Origin of the sequence: Psychrobacter sp. G, from assembly GCF_000418305.1 — a bacterium.
Classification (GTDB): domain Bacteria; phylum Pseudomonadota; class Gammaproteobacteria; order Pseudomonadales; family Moraxellaceae; genus Psychrobacter; species Psychrobacter cryohalolentis.
This window is the reverse complement of sequence record NC_021661.1, coordinates 643,132-659,927: the sequence shown is the minus strand read 5'-3', so window position 1 is coordinate 659,927 and position 16,796 is coordinate 643,132. Positions and strand designations below refer to the sequence as shown.

Annotated in this window: 14 protein-coding genes, 2 tRNA genes and 3 rRNA genes; 3 read left to right on the top strand and 16 right to left on the bottom strand. The window is 42.6% G+C overall.

The window, feature by feature from the left end; all coding sequences use genetic code 11:
• Positions 1 to 59: 59 nt before the first annotated feature.
• Positions 60 to 863, top strand: a complete 804-nt coding sequence (locus PSYCG_RS02865; RefSeq protein ID WP_020442851.1) for a dienelactone hydrolase family protein — start codon at positions 60 to 62, stop codon at positions 861 to 863.
• Positions 864 to 953: 90 nt separating this feature from the next.
• On the opposite strand, the gene PSYCG_RS02860 is transcribed toward PSYCG_RS02865, so the two are convergent.
• From PSYCG_RS02860 to PSYCG_RS02800, 13 genes are all read right to left on the bottom strand, one after another.
• The gene (locus PSYCG_RS02860; RefSeq protein ID WP_020442850.1) at positions 954 to 1,607 is read right to left on the bottom strand and encodes a DUF938 domain-containing protein; all 654 of its coding nucleotides are present in this window, start codon (positions 1,605 to 1,607) and stop codon (positions 954 to 956) included.
• Positions 1,608 to 1,652: 45 nt separating this feature from the next.
• Complete coding sequence (locus tag PSYCG_RS02855; protein WP_020442849.1) at positions 1,653 to 2,117, bottom strand: flavodoxin family protein; 465 nt, start codon at positions 2,115 to 2,117, stop codon at positions 1,653 to 1,655.
• Positions 2,118 to 2,185: 68 nt separating this feature from the next.
• The gene (locus PSYCG_RS02850; protein ID WP_020442848.1) at positions 2,186 to 2,596 is read right to left on the bottom strand and encodes an OsmC family protein; all 411 of its coding nucleotides are present in this window, start codon (positions 2,594 to 2,596) and stop codon (positions 2,186 to 2,188) included.
• Between the two features lie 213 nt (positions 2,597 to 2,809).
• Positions 2,810 to 3,496, bottom strand: coding sequence for a hypothetical protein (locus PSYCG_RS02845; protein ID WP_020442847.1), 687 nt, complete (start codon positions 3,494 to 3,496; stop codon positions 2,810 to 2,812).
• A 93-nt stretch (positions 3,497 to 3,589) separates the two neighbouring features.
• Positions 3,590 to 4,057: a hypothetical protein gene (locus PSYCG_RS02840; protein WP_020442846.1), complete on the bottom strand. Its 468-nt coding sequence runs from the start codon at positions 4,055 to 4,057 to the stop codon at positions 3,590 to 3,592.
• Between the two features lie 200 nt (positions 4,058 to 4,257).
• Positions 4,258 to 4,371: ribosomal RNA gene (gene rrf / locus PSYCG_RS02835) — 5S ribosomal RNA — on the bottom strand.
• A gap of 181 nt (positions 4,372 to 4,552) precedes the next feature.
• Positions 4,553 to 7,414, bottom strand: a 23S ribosomal RNA gene (locus PSYCG_RS02830).
• A 378-nt stretch (positions 7,415 to 7,792) separates the two neighbouring features.
• Positions 7,793 to 7,868: transfer RNA gene (locus tag PSYCG_RS02825), tRNA-Ala, on the bottom strand.
• Positions 7,869 to 7,874: 6 nt separating this feature from the next.
• Positions 7,875 to 7,951 (bottom strand) — tRNA-Ile (locus PSYCG_RS02820).
• 85 nt (positions 7,952 to 8,036) lie between these two features.
• Positions 8,037 to 9,575, bottom strand: a 16S ribosomal RNA gene (locus PSYCG_RS02815).
• Together the 16S, 23S and 5S rRNA genes with 2 tRNA genes alongside form the textbook arrangement of a ribosomal RNA operon.
• Positions 9,576 to 10,234: 659 nt before the next feature.
• Positions 10,235 to 10,714: a hypothetical protein gene (locus tag PSYCG_RS02810; RefSeq protein ID WP_020442845.1), complete on the bottom strand. Its 480-nt coding sequence runs from the start codon at positions 10,712 to 10,714 to the stop codon at positions 10,235 to 10,237.
• A 361-nt stretch (positions 10,715 to 11,075) separates the two neighbouring features.
• Positions 11,076 to 12,023, bottom strand: coding sequence for a CDP-diacylglycerol--serine O-phosphatidyltransferase (gene pssA / locus PSYCG_RS02805; protein ID WP_020442844.1), 948 nt, complete (start codon positions 12,021 to 12,023; stop codon positions 11,076 to 11,078).
• A 10-nt stretch (positions 12,024 to 12,033) separates the two neighbouring features.
• A complete protein-coding gene (locus PSYCG_RS02800; protein WP_020442843.1) occupies positions 12,034 to 12,909 on the bottom strand; it encodes a 23S rRNA (adenine(2030)-N(6))-methyltransferase RlmJ in 876 nt (291 codons plus the stop codon).
• A gap of 150 nt (positions 12,910 to 13,059) precedes the next feature.
• On the opposite strand from PSYCG_RS02800, the gene PSYCG_RS02795 reads away from it, so the two are divergent.
• Together PSYCG_RS02795 and dapE are read left to right on the top strand one after the other, a co-directional pair.
• Positions 13,060 to 13,818 carry a 2OG-Fe(II) oxygenase gene (locus tag PSYCG_RS02795; RefSeq protein ID WP_020442842.1) on the top strand — a complete coding sequence of 253 codons (759 nt, stop codon included), beginning with the start codon at positions 13,060 to 13,062 and terminating at the stop codon, positions 13,816 to 13,818.
• 81 nt (positions 13,819 to 13,899) lie between these two features.
• Positions 13,900 to 15,123: a succinyl-diaminopimelate desuccinylase gene (gene dapE, locus PSYCG_RS02790; RefSeq protein ID WP_020442841.1), complete on the top strand. Its 1,224-nt coding sequence runs from the start codon at positions 13,900 to 13,902 to the stop codon at positions 15,121 to 15,123.
• A gap of 66 nt (positions 15,124 to 15,189) precedes the next feature.
• Here dapE and PSYCG_RS02785 read toward each other — a convergent pair whose 3' ends face one another.
• The 3 genes from PSYCG_RS02785 to PSYCG_RS02775 all read right to left on the bottom strand — a co-directional run bounded on the left by PSYCG_RS02785 (position 15,190) and on the right by PSYCG_RS02775 (position 16,667).
• Positions 15,190 to 15,714, bottom strand: a complete 525-nt coding sequence (locus PSYCG_RS02785; protein WP_020442840.1) for a GyrI-like domain-containing protein — start codon at positions 15,712 to 15,714, stop codon at positions 15,190 to 15,192.
• An 80-nt stretch (positions 15,715 to 15,794) separates the two neighbouring features.
• A complete protein-coding gene (gene iscX / locus PSYCG_RS02780) occupies positions 15,795 to 16,004 on the bottom strand; it encodes a Fe-S cluster assembly protein IscX (protein ID WP_011279849.1) in 210 nt (69 codons plus the stop codon).
• Between the two features lie 99 nt (positions 16,005 to 16,103).
• Positions 16,104 to 16,667, bottom strand: a complete 564-nt coding sequence (locus PSYCG_RS02775) for an acyl-CoA thioesterase (RefSeq protein WP_020442839.1) — start codon at positions 16,665 to 16,667, stop codon at positions 16,104 to 16,106.
• Positions 16,668 to 16,796 lie beyond the last annotated feature (129 nt).

The window sequence follows — 16,796 nt, the reverse complement described above, 5'->3', positions numbered from 1 at the left end:
CGGTTTTGAAATAGGCTATTTTTCACTGACATTTTTTAACTAACATAATGAGGCTACCCATGACATTCACATTGACATCCACTTCTCCCAAATCATCTAAGCGCTACGGCGAAAAGTTATTGTACAGCGCCTCTGTAGGCTTAACAGCACTACTACTTAGCCAAACAGCGGCAGCGATTACCACTAAAAATGTCACTTATACAGTAGATAATCAACCCTATGAGGGCTATTACGCCAAAGCCGACAAAGCGAATGCGCCATTTATATTACTGATTCATGATTGGGATGGGCTAACCGACTATGAGCGCAAACGTGCTGACATGTTAGCGGCTGAAGGCTACAACGTATTAGCGGCCGATATGTTTGGGCAAGGTATCCGTCCGACAACTATTGAAGACAATAAACGCTTAACCGGTGCACTATATGACGATCGCAGCAAAATGCGCCGCCTACTTCAAGGCGCATTGAACGCTGGTCAAGCGCAAGGTAATGATGCACGCACAGGTGTCACGATGGGCTATTGTTTTGGCGGTACAGTTGCTTTAGAGTTAGCACGCTCAGGATTCCCACAAAAAGCATTTGTCCCTTTCCATGGTGCCTTTGACACCCCAATAGGTCAAAGTTATGATAAGACGACTGGCGAGATATTGGTATTTCATGGCTCTGCGGATGAATCCGTCTCCCTTGAAAGCTTTGCCACTTTGGGTAAGACGTTAGAAGCGGCAAAAGTGCCACATGAGATGCTAACTTATAGTGGTGCGCCACATGCCTTTAGTGTGTTCGGAAGCGATAGATATGATGCCCGTGCTGATGAGCGTTCTTGGAAACGTTATTTAGATTTTTTAGCAGAAGCCTATAAATAATTTGAGTGTATGTAAACAACATAAGTAGCTCCAAATAAAAAGACCTCTCAATCAATCGTAATTAAGAGTTCTTTTTGTGCCAAAGATTCGTTATCTAATTTTTTGAAATACCAATAGCTGGTTATTAGCGGGCATCGCATATTTATCGGACAGTTTTAGCATATGCGTATTTGCCAACGCTATTATGTCTTCTAAATGACGAATACCGCTCTTTGGGTCGCGTTGTCTGAGACTACTATCAAACTGTTGATTACCCGCGCTGGTATACTGTCCGTTTTCATTAAACGGTCCATATACGATTAACTTTCCATTGATAGGTAAAGCCTCACCTACTAACTCAAACAACTTTTCCACCAAAGACCATGAGATAATATGCAGGGTGTTGGCGGTAAATACCGCATTATAGGGCTGATTGCTAGCAAGACTAATCGGTAATGGATCGACTGACAAATCAAAAGTTAGCGGCGCATATAGATTTGGCGCAGGATGGACAGTATGCCAAGCATTGATAGTGGTGTGATGCGCTAATACATCACTCGTCTGCCATGTTAAATGGGCTAATCTTGGCGCGAAATATACGCTATGCTGACCCGTCCCTGAACCCACTTCTAATACATGAATACAATATTGCAGTTCTTGCTGTAAAATTTCTAAAATCGGCTGCTTATTATTTTCACACGCTTGAGAAAACGGCAAAGTTGAAGTATTAAAGAGATGATTGCTTGTTGAGCTGTCTTTATTCATAGCCTTTCCTCTCCTCTATTATCTGGCAATAAATATTCCAAATACCTAATAAATACCCGCTTCTACCCCAGCTGCCAGTGTCATCGCCAGCTCTTCGACTTGCTCAGTAAATGCCTCTTGCCAATCGCCTTGCAATATCAGTGCTTCTTGAATCCATTCCCAACGCAGACCAGTGGTAATCGTCTTCAGCGCAAGCTTGGCGCCCGTACCATCATGACCTGCACGAATATATAAGGCAAATGGCATACCTTGTTTCTTCTCTAACACTGGATAATAACAGCGATCAAAGAAGTCCTTGGTTAGTCCTGCCATATACGCCAAGTTCTCAGTCGTCCCTAATAACAGCGCATCAGCTGCCAATACATCTTCAGGCTGGGTATCTTGTGGCGACTTTAATATGACATTGATATCTATATCAGGATGATTGGCACCATCGTAAGCCGCTTGTGCCAATTTTTTAGTATTAGGCGATGGCGCATGAGCAACGATCAGTAAGGTTTTGCTAGCCATATCACTCATCCTTATAGAGGTTACTGGTTTTTGGAATTAGTAGTTCTTAGAATCAATAGCTTTTAGCATTAATAGCTCTTAGAATTAATGATCACTCTTTGAATGATATCAGGATGGATACTTTTCGCAACCGGACAAGTAAGTGAGGTGTTATAAAATATTTTTTGCGTTTTATCATCTAGCTGTTGATTAAAAGTAATCGCGACATGTATTTCACTAACACGTCTTGGATCAGCAGCCATGACTTTGGTCACCTCAGCGGTAGTACCTGCAATGTCGATTTCCATATCACGCGCTTTAATACCGATAATGGTTAGCATACAACTGGCTAAGCTCGTCGCCAATAAATCAGTCGGTGAAAAGGCTTCGCCTTTACCTTGATTATCAATTGGCGCATCAGTGATAATCTTGTTATTTGATTGTAGGTGTATCGCTGTAGTACGTAGATCGCCTTGATAAGTTACTTTTGATGTTGTCATATAGTTCTCTTTGATAGTTATTATTAATAATTTACTGCTTTTCAATAGCTACATGTAGCAATATAATTACTTAAGACTCGTTAATTAAAATGTAGCATTTTGGACTGAGAAACTTTAAGGAAAAACGGCTCATGTATAATGTCTCAAGAACCATAATGAACTTTACTATTTCTATAGCTGGAGGCACGTAGTTGATTAATTTTTTAAGCGTATTTAGTTAAATCCTTTAAACGTATACATTCCATTTTCTTCTGAATATAACAAACTCAGTGCACCAGATCTTTCCTCTATAGAATAAAGACTACTTTCAATAAAGTCATCGACATCACCTCCTTTTGGTAAGCTAAATCCACCTACCACATTATGCGGATAATCATGAACTCTTTCATATTCAATTGAGTTTTTAAACTCTAGATACTCTTTAGATTCAACCTCTAAACTATGAACTTCGCTGTAAAGAAAAAGCTGAACCCCAAAATTAAAAATACAGGGATATATATCAACATAATTTTTATAATAAATACATGTATTCATTATAGCCGTTTTGTCTTTTACAGATATTTCTTTACAAACAGAATTCATAATATCTATTGGTATCAAACAAAGAATACTCAGTTCAGCGTCTATAGGTACATTAGAGATTATTGGCAAGGCTCTAGCATCGTTATATATTTCAGCTTGGTGTATTGCATAGTTACGAATAGCTTTAATTGCTAAAAACTCATCACTATCGAAGAAATTAGGATACCCAGCCTTTCGCAGTTTGTCATTGACACTATAAATAGAAGCAAGCACTTCTCTGACTGAATCTGGGTCTGGGCTTTGGCAATAAGCAAAATAGCACTTAAAGAATCTTTTCAACTCTGCTAAGCAATCTATTTTTGTCACTATTCTTTTCATATATGTTATTCCATCAAAGTAATTAGCACAGTTCTAAATAGCAGCTTATATTGTTCCAAATTTTATAATTTCTTTAAACTATTGATGAATTTTCTACTGACCACTCTTCACTCGCTGCCATTCTTTTTTTAAAACTATTTGAGATTGGGTCACAATATCTCGACCAATAGTTTCAAATTCACTTCTATTAGATATTTTATTATTTATTGATTCGATAAGTTTTTTATCAGCACACTCAATTAATCGGACTAGCTCTTGATGATCAGCTTCATTAGGATTGAGAAGAAGCTTTATAACTTGAAATTTCTCTACAAACTTACCATACTCAGCAATTGCATCGTTGGTCGAAACTGAGTCATTAGCATGGGCTGATGGTAAATGATGAACCATACCTACCAAAGTAGCTAGTTCGTCGCGCAGACGATTTATCCATACTTGACGATTAGTAGAAATTACAGAAGCATTAATTTGATTTTTAGCAATACATATACTTACTAGTGGTCCTATTATAATTGCAACTAAAGCAGTTATTGCACTTACTACGGCAGGTTCAAAACTCATTATTTATCCTAATAACTCAGTATTTATAATTTTACAAATTTAGCTATTTGCTAGTACTGTACTGGTTAGTTTAAGTAGCAATACTATGAACTAATAATATAGCAATAAAGGTCGAATTGTGCGCTTTTAGGTATTTATAAATAATCCAAACGAAAGAAAACCCCCTTTGCATAAGCAAAGGGGGTTTATCTAGAATAGAGAGCTGACGATGACCTACTCTCACATGGGCGAACCACACTACCATTGGCGCGACGATGTTTCACTTCTGAGTTCGGGAAGGGATCAGGTGGTTCCATCGTGCTATTGTCGTCAGCAAAGGGGTTAGATATGAGTCTGTTATTATTGTTTTGACGTCAAGATATTATCTATTGGTCGACCAACTTGTAACCTAACTGAATCAAGGTTAAAGGTGATATCGAAATTATATATATTCTATAGCCTAGGCTATACAAGATAGATTAATTAGAGCTTTCATACAAACCACTTGGGTGTTGTATGGTCAAGCCAAACGAGCAATTAGTACAGGTTAGCTACATGCATCGCTGCACTTCCACACCCTGCCTATCAACGTCGTAGTCTTCAACGGCTCTTTAGGGAAATCTAATCTTGAGGTGGGCTTCTCGCTTAGATGCTTTCAGCGATTATCCCATCCGAACGTAGCTACCGGGCAATGCCACTGGCGTGACAACCCGAACACCAGAGGTTCGTCCACTCTGGTCCTCTCGTACTAGGAGCAGATCCTCTCAAATTTCCAACGCCCACGGTAGATAGGGACCGAACTGTCTCACGACGTTCTAAACCCAGCTCGCGTACCTCTTTAAATGGCGAACAGCCATACCCTTAGGACCTGCTTCAGCCCTAGGATGAGATGAGCCGACATCGAGGTGCCAAACACCGCCGTCGATATGAACTCTTGGGCGGTATCAGCCTGTTATCCCCAGAGTACCTTTTATCCGTTGAGCGATGGCCCTTCCATACAGAACCACCGGATCACTAAGACCTACTTTCGTACCTGCTCGACTTGTGGGTCTCGCAGTTAAGCGCGCTTTTGCCTTTATACTCTACGACCGATTTCCGACCGGTCTGAGCGCACCTTCGTACTCCTCCGTTACTCTTTAGGAGGAGACCGCCCCAGTCAAACTACCCACCATACATTGTCCTCGGTATTGTTATACCTGAGTTAGAACCCCAACATGACCAGGGTGGTATTTCAAGATTGGCTCCACAAACACTAGCGTGTCTGCTTCAAAGCCTCCCACCTATCCTGCACAAGTCAGGTCAAAGTTCAATGTAAAGCTGTAGTAAAGGTTCACGGGGTCTTTCCGTCTAGCCGCGGGTACACAGCATCTTCACTGCGATTTCGATTTCACTGAGTCTCTGCTGGAGACAGCGCTGCCATCATTATGTCATTCGTGCAGGTCGGAACTTACCCGACAAGGAATTTCGCTACCTTAGGACCGTTATAGTTACGGCCGCCGTTTACTGGGGCTTCGATCAAGAGCTTCGCTTACGCTAACCCCATCAATTAACCTTCCAGCACCGGGCAGACATCACACCCTATACGTCCACTTTCGTGTTTGCAGAGTGCTGTGTTTTTAATAAACAGTTGCAGCAGCCTGGTATCTGCGACTGCCAACAGCTCAAGGAGCAAGTCCTATCACCATCGGCAGCGTACCTTCTCCCGAAGTTACGGTACCATTTTGCCTAGTTCCTTCAGCAGAGTTCTCTCAAGCGCCTTGGTATTCTCTACCTGATCACCTGTGTCGGTTTAGGGTACGATTCGTTTATAACTATTGCTTAGAAGCTTTTCCTGGAAGCATGGTATTTGCCACTTCGCTGTACAAGTACAGCTTGCTATCAGATCTCAGCATAATGACAGTCCGGATTTGCCTAAACTGTCTGCCTACATCCTTTCACCTGGACAACCAACGCCAGGCTGACATAACCTACTCCGTCCCTCCATCGCATTATAAACAAGTATCGGAATATTAACCGATTTCCCATCGACTACGCCTTTCGGCCTCGCCTTAGGGGTCGACTCACCCAGCCCCGATTAACGTTGGACTGGAACCCTTGATCTTCCGGCGTGCGAGCTTTTCACTCGCATTATCGTTACTCACGTCAGCATTCGCTCTTGTGATACCTCCAGCATGCCTTACGACACACCTTCACAGGCTTACACAACGCTCCCCTACCACTTGAAAACAAATTCAAATCCGCAGCTTCGGCTCCTAGTTTGAGCCCCGTTACATCTTCCGCGCGGGCCGACTCGACTAGTGAGCTATTACGCTTTCTTTAAAGGATGGCTGCTTCTAAGCCAACCTCCTAGCTGTCTATGCCTTCCCACCTCGTTTCCCACTTAACTAGGAATTTGGGGCCTTAGCTGGCGGTCTGGGTTGTTTCCCTCTCCACAATGGACGTTAGCACCCACTGTGTGTCTCCCGGATATCACTCATCGGTATTCGGAGTTTGCATCGGTTTGGTAAGTCGGTATGACCCCCTAGCCGAAACAGTGCTCTACCCCCAATGGTGTTCGTCCGAGGCGCTACCTAAATAGCTTTCGGGGAGAACCAGCTATCACCGAGTTTGATTAGCCTTTCACCCCTATCCACAAGTCATCCCCTAGCTTTTCAACGATAGTGGGTTCGGTCCTCCGGTGCCTGTTACGGCACTTTCAACCTGCTCATGGATAGATCACTCGGTTTCGGGTCTATGCCCTGCAACTAAACGCCCTATTAAGACTCGGTTTCCCTACGGCTCCCCTAAACGGTTAACCTTGCTACAGAACATAAGTCGCTGACCCATTATACAAAAGGTACGCGGTCACCCTAATAAATTAAGGCTCCCACTGCTTGTACGCACACGGTTTCAGGTTCTATTTCACTCCCCTCACAGGGGTTCTTTTCGCCTTTCCCTCACGGTACTGGTTCACTATCGGTCAGTCAGGAGTATTTAGCCTTGGAGGATGGTCCCCCCATCTTCAAACAGGATTTCTCGTGTCCCGCCCTACTTAATATGTTAACGCTAATGTTTCGAATACAGGACTATCACCTACTACGGTCAGCTTTCCCACGCTGTTCTTCTACATTAGCATTAATCGGCTTCTCCCCGTTCGCTCGCCGCTACTTGGGGAATCTCATTTGATGTCTTTTCCTAAGGGTACTGAGATGTTTCACTTCCCCTCGTTTGCCTCTTGTACAAGTACAAGATACCTACCTTATGGTAGGTGGGTTTCCCCATTCAGAAATCTCCGGATCACAGGATATTGCCGCCTCCCCGAAGCTTATCGCAGGCTGTCACGTCTTTCATCGCCTCTGACTGCCAAGGCATCCACCATGTGCGCTTCATTACTTGACCATACAACCCCAAGTAGTCTTTCTCTAACCTTTATTACTAAAGATAGGAGTTAGATTTCTAAGTGTTATATAAGTCTAATTATGATAACGATATCACCTAATTTTATACGCTTGATTCAGTTCTCTTTACTTTTTTAATAACTCACTACTGGGATAACAACTGATGTCGTTAAGTAGTGAGTTATTAAGGTTAGAAACAACGCGTGAACACGTGTTCCTAACCCAGACTCATATCTATGTTTTTAAATAGTCTCTATGCTCTCGTCGAGTCACAGATTCTGTATAAAACAGAAAGAAGTAATCTTGCCTTTACTAAGACGAATCACTTGTTTCTATTTGATACCTATTTATTTATTAGCATCTAAAGAAGTTTATTATGTGGTGGAGCCAAACGGAGTCGAACCGTTGACCTCCTGCGTGCAAGGCAGGCGCTCTACCAACTGAGCTATGGCCCCTAATAATGGTAGGCCTGGGCAGACTTGAACTGCCGACCCCCGCGTTATCAACACGGTGCTCTAACCAGCTGAGCTACAGGCCTGTACGAGGCATATACCTCTAGCTAATAAACTAGCTTAAACTAAAGAACAACTTGTTGTGAATTCTTGCTGACCGAATGCCATCTATAAGGAGGTGATCCAGCCGCAGGTTCCCCTACGGCTACCTTGTTACGACTTCACCCCAGTCATCAACCACACCGTGGTGAACGCTCCCCCGAAGGTTAAGCTATCCACTTCTGGTGCAATCAACTCCCATGGTGTGACGGGCGGTGTGTACAAGGCCCGGGAACGTATTCACCGCGGCATTCTGATCCGCGATTACTAGCGATTCCTACTTCATGGAGTCGAGTTGCAGACTCCAATCTGGACTACGATAGGCTTTTTGAGATTCGCATCACATCGCTGTGTAGCTGCCCTCTGTACCTACCATTGTAGCACGTGTGTAGCCCTGGTCGTAAGGGCCATGATGACTTGACGTCGTCCCCGCCTTCCTCCAGTTTGTCACTGGCAGTATCCTTAGAGTTCCCGGCTTAACCCGCTGGTAACTAAGGACAAGGGTTGCGCTCGTTGCGGGACTTAACCCAACATCTCACGACACGAGCTGACGACAGCCATGCAGCACCTGTATTCTAATTCCCGAAGGCACTCCCGCATCTCTGCAGGATTCTAGATATGTCAAGACCAGGTAAGGTTCTTCGCGTTGCATCGAATTAAACCACATGCTCCACCGCTTGTGCGGGCCCCCGTCAATTCATTTGAGTTTTAACCTTGCGGCCGTACTCCCCAGGCGGTCTACTTATTGCGTTAGCTGCGTCACTAAGTCCTCAAGGGACCCAACGACTAGTAGACATCGTTTACGGCGTGGACTACCAGGGTATCTAATCCTGTTTGCTACCCACGCTTTCGAGCCTCAGTGTCAGTATTATGCCAGAAGGCTGCCTTCGCCATCGGTATTCCTCCAGATCTCTACGCATTTCACCGCTACACCTGGAATTCTACCTTCCTCTCACATACTCTAGCTCAACAGTATCAGATGCAGTTCCCAGGTTGAGCCCGGGGATTTCACATCTGACTTATCGAGCCACCTACGCTCCCTTTACGCCCAGTAATTCCGATTAACGCTTGCACCCTCTGTATTACCGCGGCTGCTGGCACAGAGTTAGCCGGTGCTTATTCTGCAGCTAATGTCATCGTCTCCGGGTATTAACCGAAGAGTCTTCTTCACTGCTTAAAGTGCTTTACAACCAAAAGGCCTTCTTCACACACGCGGCATGGCTGGATCAGGGTTTCCCCCATTGTCCAATATTCCCCACTGCTGCCTCCCGTAGGAGTCCGGGCCGTGTCTCAGTCCCGGTGTGGCTGATCATCCTCTCAGACCAGCTACAGATCGTCGCCATGGTAGGCCTTTACCCCACCATCTAGCTAATCCGACTTAGGCTCATCTAATAGCGAGAGCAGTAAACTGCCCCCTTTCTCCCGTAGGTCGTATGCGGTATTAATACGAGTTTCCCCGTGCTATCCCCCACTACTAGGTAGATTCCTAAGTATTACTCACCCGTCCGCCGCTCGACGCCTGATAGCAAGCTATCATCGTTTCCGCTCGACTTGCATGTGTTAAGCCTGCCGCCAGCGTTCAATCTGAGCCATGATCAAACTCTTCAGTTTAATCTTGCTATGAAGTCCTTTAAAGAGACTTCTAAACTTGGCTCATCTAATCTGGCAAAATCGCTAAAAATTATGTTCGTAATGAATTAACTTTGAGTTTTTTTACTGTCTTAAATGATAATTTTTATAGTTAGAATCCTATCGAAAAGATAGTCAACCAACTTTATTTTTTAGCATTCTGAATCAGCAAAAATCCACACAAGTTGTTCTTTAGTTATGCTTTTAAATAATGTCTCTACTGTCGTCCAGTTAGAGTATTCTTACTAAATATGCTAAACCAATCTGGCTTATCCTATTTAGCGAGCTGACCATCATATCATGTTTTAATAGTCTGTCAACTTCTTTTCTTAATTTGTTTCTTTAAGTTAACTGGTTAGTTATTGTGTAATCACACAGTAGCTACTTCCGGTTCGTCTTAATGAGGTGCGTATTATAGACGCTTTAATTAGTAAGTCAAGAAGTAAATTATTTTAATTTGAGTTAACTTAAAAGTAATTTTTTCGGTTGGCTAAATTGTCTAAGCGGTAAACCACTCTCAATCCGCCTTCCTCTCCGACTGGGTGGCAGTATACTCGCTTTAGAGAAGGGGTCAAGGGGTTATTAGGATTTATTTTTACTTGGTTGAAAACACTAGGCTTGGCATTCAATGCAAGATTCCATCAAGGACAAAGATTTTTCGTCCATTTCCCTACTTTATTACCGCGAACACATTGATATTGCACCCCATACTGTACCCATTGCCAATTTAAATCAGACGGCTTGCCTTTTAAGGTAAAACTAATACGGTAACGTTCTGCACTCACACTATCATCCATGAGACCAGAACGGGTAATGACAACAACCGCTGTCTTAGGCTGCGATTTTGATGGATAGTAAAAAGCTTGTGCCAAATCATAATCCGCATCTACTTCGTTAATACTGCTATTGATTAACTTAAGCTTTTCAAGACCACAAGCAATCAGCCCTTTTTTGATAGAGCACGGTGCTGATGCGGAAGTTACTGCACTACCATTGATATTTAGATGCTTAAAATTAGCTGGATTGGCAGCTTCAGCACGAGATATTGTACTTACTGAGTTACTAGTAGTGGCATATGTAGAAACTGAAATAAGTGACAATGAAAATAAAGCGCTTGCCATCAAACCTCTTAACAAATTGTTTAAGGTCCTTGAAACAGGTAATAGGCGATTCAAAATAGGTAAGTTCAGCATAATAACCTCGGCTTAGTTATCAAATGGCGTTATAGGAAGGCTCATCGTATAAACTTTATATAAACTGCATACAATAGCATTGGATAAGGCTTTAATATTGCACCCAATCAATAGCTATTTGTGTTGTTTTATTTTAATTTTTCACTTGTTATGGTTATCTCTATCAAAGCTATAAATCAGTGCCCAATAGATTCGAAAACTAATGCGCAAACAAAAACCGCCTATTAAAAAATAAAGCGGTTTTTGTTTGCGTGTCTTAAGTTAATATTTACTATAAAAAGCTATAGTATTAACTGGTCGCTTTGGCTTGTAAGGTGCTAAAAATACCTGACAAGGCATAAATAACACCAATCGCTAAAATGCCGACTGGAATATCATATAACACGATACTCATGACCAACACACCAACGATAAGCACCACGAAAGGGACTTTCTTCTTATCAAACTCTTTAAAACTATAGTATTTGACATTGCTAACCATCAGCAAACCGCAAATAACGACCCAAGCAGCAAATAAAAACATCACAGGCGTATCGTATTGTCCGATCCATTGATTGTGATCAACGGCAACCATAACAGCCGCTGTGACCAAAATAGCGGCAAGCGGACTGGCCAAACCAACAAAGTATTTTTTATCGACCTCACCAATCTGAACGTTAAAACGTGCTAGACGGAAGGCGGCACAGGCAGTAAAGACAAACGCACAGCCAAGCCCAATACGACCCAATGGCTGCAAAGCAAAGCTATAAATTAAGATTGCCGGTGCGACACCAAAAGCTAACATATCGGCAAGCGAATCATACTGCTCACCAAAGGGGCTTTGCGCATTGAGCATACGCGCTACCCTTCCATCTGCACCATCTAAAATAGCCGACAAGAAAATCGCTAAAGAGGCTTTATAGAACTCACCTTGGGTACTGGCTAAGATAGAATAAAAGCCTGACAGCAGCGATAAAGTGGTGATCAAGTTGGGCGCTAAATAAACACCGCGACTGACCACCCGCTTACCTTCAGCGACTTCTGCTTCAATCACCTCGAACGTCAGCCCATCATAGTTCTCATTATCCGCCAAGCGAATATCGAAATCATGCTCATCCACAAAAGGCGGTTGAGTGGCAGCGCTATCTTGTAATAAGGGCTCTTTAATCAAACCGTCATTCATCACTTTATCAGTGACCAGACTGCCCTTTGCAAGACTATTTTTTTCAAGGCTACGTGATGATTGATCAGTCGTCATAACAATATCCTTATTCGCCAACCAACCAGCGGACGGTGGTTGCACTATCAGGTGTTAAATCTGGTGCATCAGCAACTTTTAATACAGGCTGTAAGAAACGTAGTATCTCACGCGCTTGGTTATCAAACTGCCATGGCGGATTGATCACGAGTAGCCCTGTACCGTTCAGACCGACAGCGATATCTTTAGGATAAATATTTAGCTCACAAACCAGCTGACGTCTCATCTCAGTACGCTTGAGCTTTTTATAGAACAGCTCAACCGCGTCGATGTTTTTAATTGGGAACCATAACGCATAAGTGCCTTGTGGCCACTTGTTATAAGAATGCACCAACAAATCAATCAGACGCGTGAAGTCTTTATGCTCTTGCTCATAAGGAGGATCTAAAAATATCAAGCCACGCTTTTCTTTTGGCGGAATCACGGCAGCGATACCTTCAAAAGCATTGCGATGATGAATACCAATTGGCAATTTATGTAGCTGATAGTTCAGTGCATCATATTCACTGGCTTTGGCTTCAAACGCTTCACCGCGCACGCCAGCATCTGGATTTTTTTCAACATGATGGGCAATCCACCATGGCGAACCCGGATAGACTTTTTTATCATAGGTAAAACGGGCTTGGTTAATACCTTCCATATAGTCTTTGATGGCAGCTGGTGCTTTTTCGACATCGGCTTTTACCAAAGCTTGGATACCACCTTTGGCTTCACCCGTCTTGCGCGCCTCTTCACTGCCGAGCGAATACAGTCCACGACCGCCATAAGCATCAAGCACATAAAAAGGTTTGTTTTTTTGCCCCATTTGGTTCAGTAGTTGTACCAATAGAATGTGTTTAACAACATCGGCAAAGTTACCAGCATGATAGGCGTGTTTATAGTTCATAAGTTCAAAAGTTTAAATAAGAAAAATTGCATCTATGGTAGCATAGGATGGCTAAAAGATAACGATGGTTTTGATAAAAAGGCATAGATTGATCGGGTAAAGGTATAGATTGACGGTGTAATAACAGATAATGGACGATAGCGAGACAAAATGACGAAGATTATTAGCAATCTTGATGTGACAACGTTGGTAGTTGATAATCCAATAGGTAAGGAGAATCCGCCACTGTTATCTGTACATCCTACTAACTATAATAATCAGGCGCCGCCCACCCAACATTTATTACAATCCTCTGATTTTGCGGTTAATTGGGAACACAAGCTGACAGATAAACAGTTGGATACGTTTGTTGATGATGGTTGGCTCATTATTGACAATGTCTTTGAACAAAAAGCCTTATTAGCACTGCAAGCGGAAAGTGGCTTTATTGACTATCGTGATGCTCAGCTAACGGCGGGTATTCGTATCAGTGATATTCGCGGTGATAAAATACGCTGGATTACCAAAGATTTTTTTGCAGGATTTTACTATCTGCACAGTATCAATGCGCTTGCCAACTTATTCAATCAAAGCTTGTACGCTGGTATTCGCCATAGCGAGGCGCATTATGCTTGTTATCCAGTAGGTTTTGGCTATCTATGGCATAGTGATAATCCGGATAGACGTAATGAACGCGTTATCTCGGCAGTGTTTTATCTTAATGATGACTGGACAGCGAATGACGGCGGCGCGCTAGAAATCGTTGATAAACATGGTGTCCATCATAATGTAATGCCTGTCGCTAATAGGCTTGTAATATTCGATAGTGACTTACGGCATCAAGTGCAAATCGCCCATCGTCAGCGTTATTCTATCGCGACTTGGATGCGCCGTGATGGCTTAGTACCTTTTATTGAAGACGTTATTTAAGTACTGTAATATTCATAAAGACTCTCTTACCAGTTACATCTAACCATACTATCTATCCCTCTATAATAAAAAAGGCTTCCCATGTCAGATTTTGATAAAAACCGAAATACTCAGTCTCAGACGCAAGCAACTCATCAACAAGCAACCTTGGACTTAAGCATCGCCCTACTTGAACGTCCTTCTGTCACCCCAGATGATGATGGCTGCCAAGATATTTTGTCTGAGCGGCTAACGCAAGCAGGCTTCGACTGCGAGTTTATGTATTACGGTGATAGACAAGCAAAAGGCGAACACGCTGAGGTTAAAAACTTATGGGCGCGCCGTGGCACCACCAATCCGGTCATTTGCTTTGCCGGTCATACTGACGTCGTCCCAACAGGCGATGAAACAAACTGGACTTATCCGCCATTTACGCCAACCATTGCAGATGGCTATTTATGGGCACGTGGTGCTGCGGATATGAAAACTGGCATTGCCGCTTTTACCGTCGCTGCTGAGCGTTTCGTTGCCAATCATCCTGAGCACAATGGCTCTATTGCTTTTTTAATCACCTCAGATGAAGAAGGTCCGTCTATTAACGGCACAGTCAAGGTAGTAGAAACGCTAGAAGCGCGCAATGAGAAAATTACGTACTGCTTGGTTGGTGAACCATCAAGCACGGATACATTAGGCGATATCATCAAGAATGGTCGTCGTGGCTCACTCGGCGCAGTACTTACTGTCACTGGTAAACAAGGTCATGTTGCCTACCCGCACCTTGCCTCAAATCCCATTCATGCGGCTATGTCGGCACTCGCAGAACTGACCAATGCTACTTGGGATAATGGCAATGATTACTTCCCTGCGACTTCACTACAAATATCTAATATCAATAGTGGAACGGGCGCGACCAACGTCATTCCTGAAACCTTAGAAGCTGTATTTAACTTCCGCTTTTCAACAGAAACGTCTGAAGATGAACTAAAAGCAAAAACCCACGCTATCTTTGATAGATATTTCGCTGATAGCAAAGCAGCTTATGATATTCATTGGAAATTATCTGGTCAGCCTTTTTTGACGCCTGAAGGTAAATTGGTCTCAGCATGCCAGCAAGCGATTAAATCTGTGACTGGAACCGATACGATATTATCAACTTCTGGCGGCACATCAGATGGACGCTTTATTGCACCAACCGGTGCGCAAGTGGTCGAACTTGGCGTGCGTAATGCCACTATTCATCAGGTTGATGAAAAAGTTGAAGTAGATGACTTAGGGAAATTGGCGCAGATTTATGAAGGGATTTTAGAGAATTTACTATTAGACTAATAAACACTAGTAAAAAAAGCGCCATCTCATACAGATGGCGCTTTTTTATTATAGATATTAATTACTTTACTCAATACCAATATATAGCTCGACTTGACCATATTCTAACTTACCCTCAACGTAACGCTCAAAGTCGACGTTATAAGTTCGAGTATGCTCACAGCTTGGATCATTGAAATACGTCCACGCTTTTTCCCATGCATTCATCACGGTATTAGGCATGTTACCGTATTCAGAAAACACCATGTATTTTCCTGCAGGAATAGTGACCGTTGTTAGGTTGCTTGCATTTTTATTCTTAGTAGCTTTGACAGTATTAGCCGTGTCGTCATTGTCTGACTGTTTTTGCTGACTTTCCACCTTCCAACTCGCAACCACATCAAAAGCGCCTACATCATCACTCTCATAGTTATGATAGATACCATAGATATCCTGACCCTTTTCAAGTTGGCTCACGTGATTTTTGTAAAAACTTTGCCATAGCTTGCCTAACTTTGCCGTTTCATGGCTGATTTCATCGGTGTTGGTGGTGCGTACGCTGATGCCTGTGCAAGTTTGTACGTCGGTTAGCTCTTGGATTGGTGCAGTCATGAGACAATATGTCCTGTTTTCATTTGAGATTATGTTTATTAAAGCTATGTTTGTTATTAAAAAATAGTAAAAAGGTCAATCTAGTCAGCTTCGTCGATCCAATTCATCTGAATCGCTTCTAAGATACCTTCATTGGAGCGTTGCGGATCATCATCAAAGCCTTCAAGCTCCGTCACCCAGCGATGCAAATCCGTAAAGCGAATATACTGCGGATCGGTCTCTGGGAATTTTTCATAAAGCTCAATAGCGATATCTAAGCTGTCTGTCCATTTTAACTTCTGCGGGGTCATAGTAGCTCCTTATGTTTTCAATTATTTTTATAAAATAGCATTATAAAATATATATACGCTATCCTACCAAAATTCATCATAGCATTATAGGCAAGTTGGTTACGCAGCCTTTGTTGATTTAGTCAACTCAGTAGATTTGGCAGCTTTAATCGCCACTTGATGCTGATTCCATGACTCAATAACTTCTGTCAGCTGCTCACCCGTCATATCTAGCACTTCAGTTGCGCACTTACCTTGCTTATTGGTTAAAACAAACTTGGTCATACCCACTGCCATCAGCTGGTTTTTAACAAAAAATCGATGTTCAAAATAGACATATTTTTTATCCCAACCGACAAGCATACTATTGACTGTTATCTTATCTAGAAACTTGATTTGTTTAAGATAGACCATCTCCTGCATAGCGATAATCCAACCGAGATTTTTAATGCCTTTTTGATGACAGCATGACATAAGCCATTTGGTGATATTTAGCTCAATAAAAGACAGATAGCGATAATTAGGCAGATGATCGCGAAAACCCATGTCATGTGGTAATACCCGATACTGACGCACAGTTGGTGCTGTCAATGTCTCAATACTCAGGTGATTGCTTATCGATTGCTGCTTAAGTTGTTGTTTGAGTAGGCTTACCATAATAAAGAAACGCAACAGCATATTCATAAGAAACCTTCTTATTTTATAATATTGATAATGAGAAAATACATTGTAGATAGCTTTAGATGAGCAATACTCTAACGCAAAAAAAGCCACCTCAGTGACTTTTTTATGTGAAAGCTTCTGTTTAAAAAA

What these genes read in the sequence shown, in the direction of transcription:
- PSYCG_RS02845 (WP_020442847.1), bottom strand. Translation starts at nt 3,496, where the DNA reads ATGAAAAGAATAGTGACAAAAATAGATTGCTTAGCAGAGTTGAAAAGA.
- PSYCG_RS02850 (WP_020442848.1), bottom strand. Translation starts at nt 2,596, where the DNA reads ATGACAACATCAAAAGTAACTTATCAAGGCGATCTACGTACTACAGCG.
- pssA (WP_020442844.1), bottom strand. Translation starts at nt 12,023, where the DNA reads ATGACGACTGATCAATCATCACGTAGCCTTGAAAAAAATAGTCTTGCA.
- iscX (WP_011279849.1), bottom strand. Translation starts at nt 16,004, where the DNA reads ATGACCCCGCAGAAGTTAAAATGGACAGACAGCTTAGATATCGCTATT.
- PSYCG_RS02810 (WP_020442845.1), bottom strand. Translation starts at nt 10,714, where the DNA reads ATGGCAAGCGCTTTATTTTCATTGTCACTTATTTCAGTTTCTACATAT.
- PSYCG_RS02855 (WP_020442849.1), bottom strand. Translation starts at nt 2,117, where the DNA reads ATGGCTAGCAAAACCTTACTGATCGTTGCTCATGCGCCATCGCCTAAT.
- PSYCG_RS02840 (WP_020442846.1), bottom strand. Translation starts at nt 4,057, where the DNA reads ATGAGTTTTGAACCTGCCGTAGTAAGTGCAATAACTGCTTTAGTTGCA.
- PSYCG_RS02775 (WP_020442839.1), bottom strand. Translation starts at nt 16,667, where the DNA reads ATGAATATGCTGTTGCGTTTCTTTATTATGGTAAGCCTACTCAAACAA.
- PSYCG_RS02800 (WP_020442843.1), bottom strand. Translation starts at nt 12,909, where the DNA reads ATGAACTATAAACACGCCTATCATGCTGGTAACTTTGCCGATGTTGTT.
- PSYCG_RS02860 (WP_020442850.1), bottom strand. Translation starts at nt 1,607, where the DNA reads ATGAATAAAGACAGCTCAACAAGCAATCATCTCTTTAATACTTCAACT.
- dapE (WP_020442841.1), top strand. Translation starts at nt 13,900, where the DNA reads ATGTCAGATTTTGATAAAAACCGAAATACTCAGTCTCAGACGCAAGCA.
- PSYCG_RS02865 (WP_020442851.1), top strand. Translation starts at nt 60, where the DNA reads ATGACATTCACATTGACATCCACTTCTCCCAAATCATCTAAGCGCTAC.
- PSYCG_RS02785 (WP_020442840.1), bottom strand. Translation starts at nt 15,714, where the DNA reads ATGACTGCACCAATCCAAGAGCTAACCGACGTACAAACTTGCACAGGC.
- PSYCG_RS02795 (WP_020442842.1), top strand. Translation starts at nt 13,060, where the DNA reads ATGACGAAGATTATTAGCAATCTTGATGTGACAACGTTGGTAGTTGAT.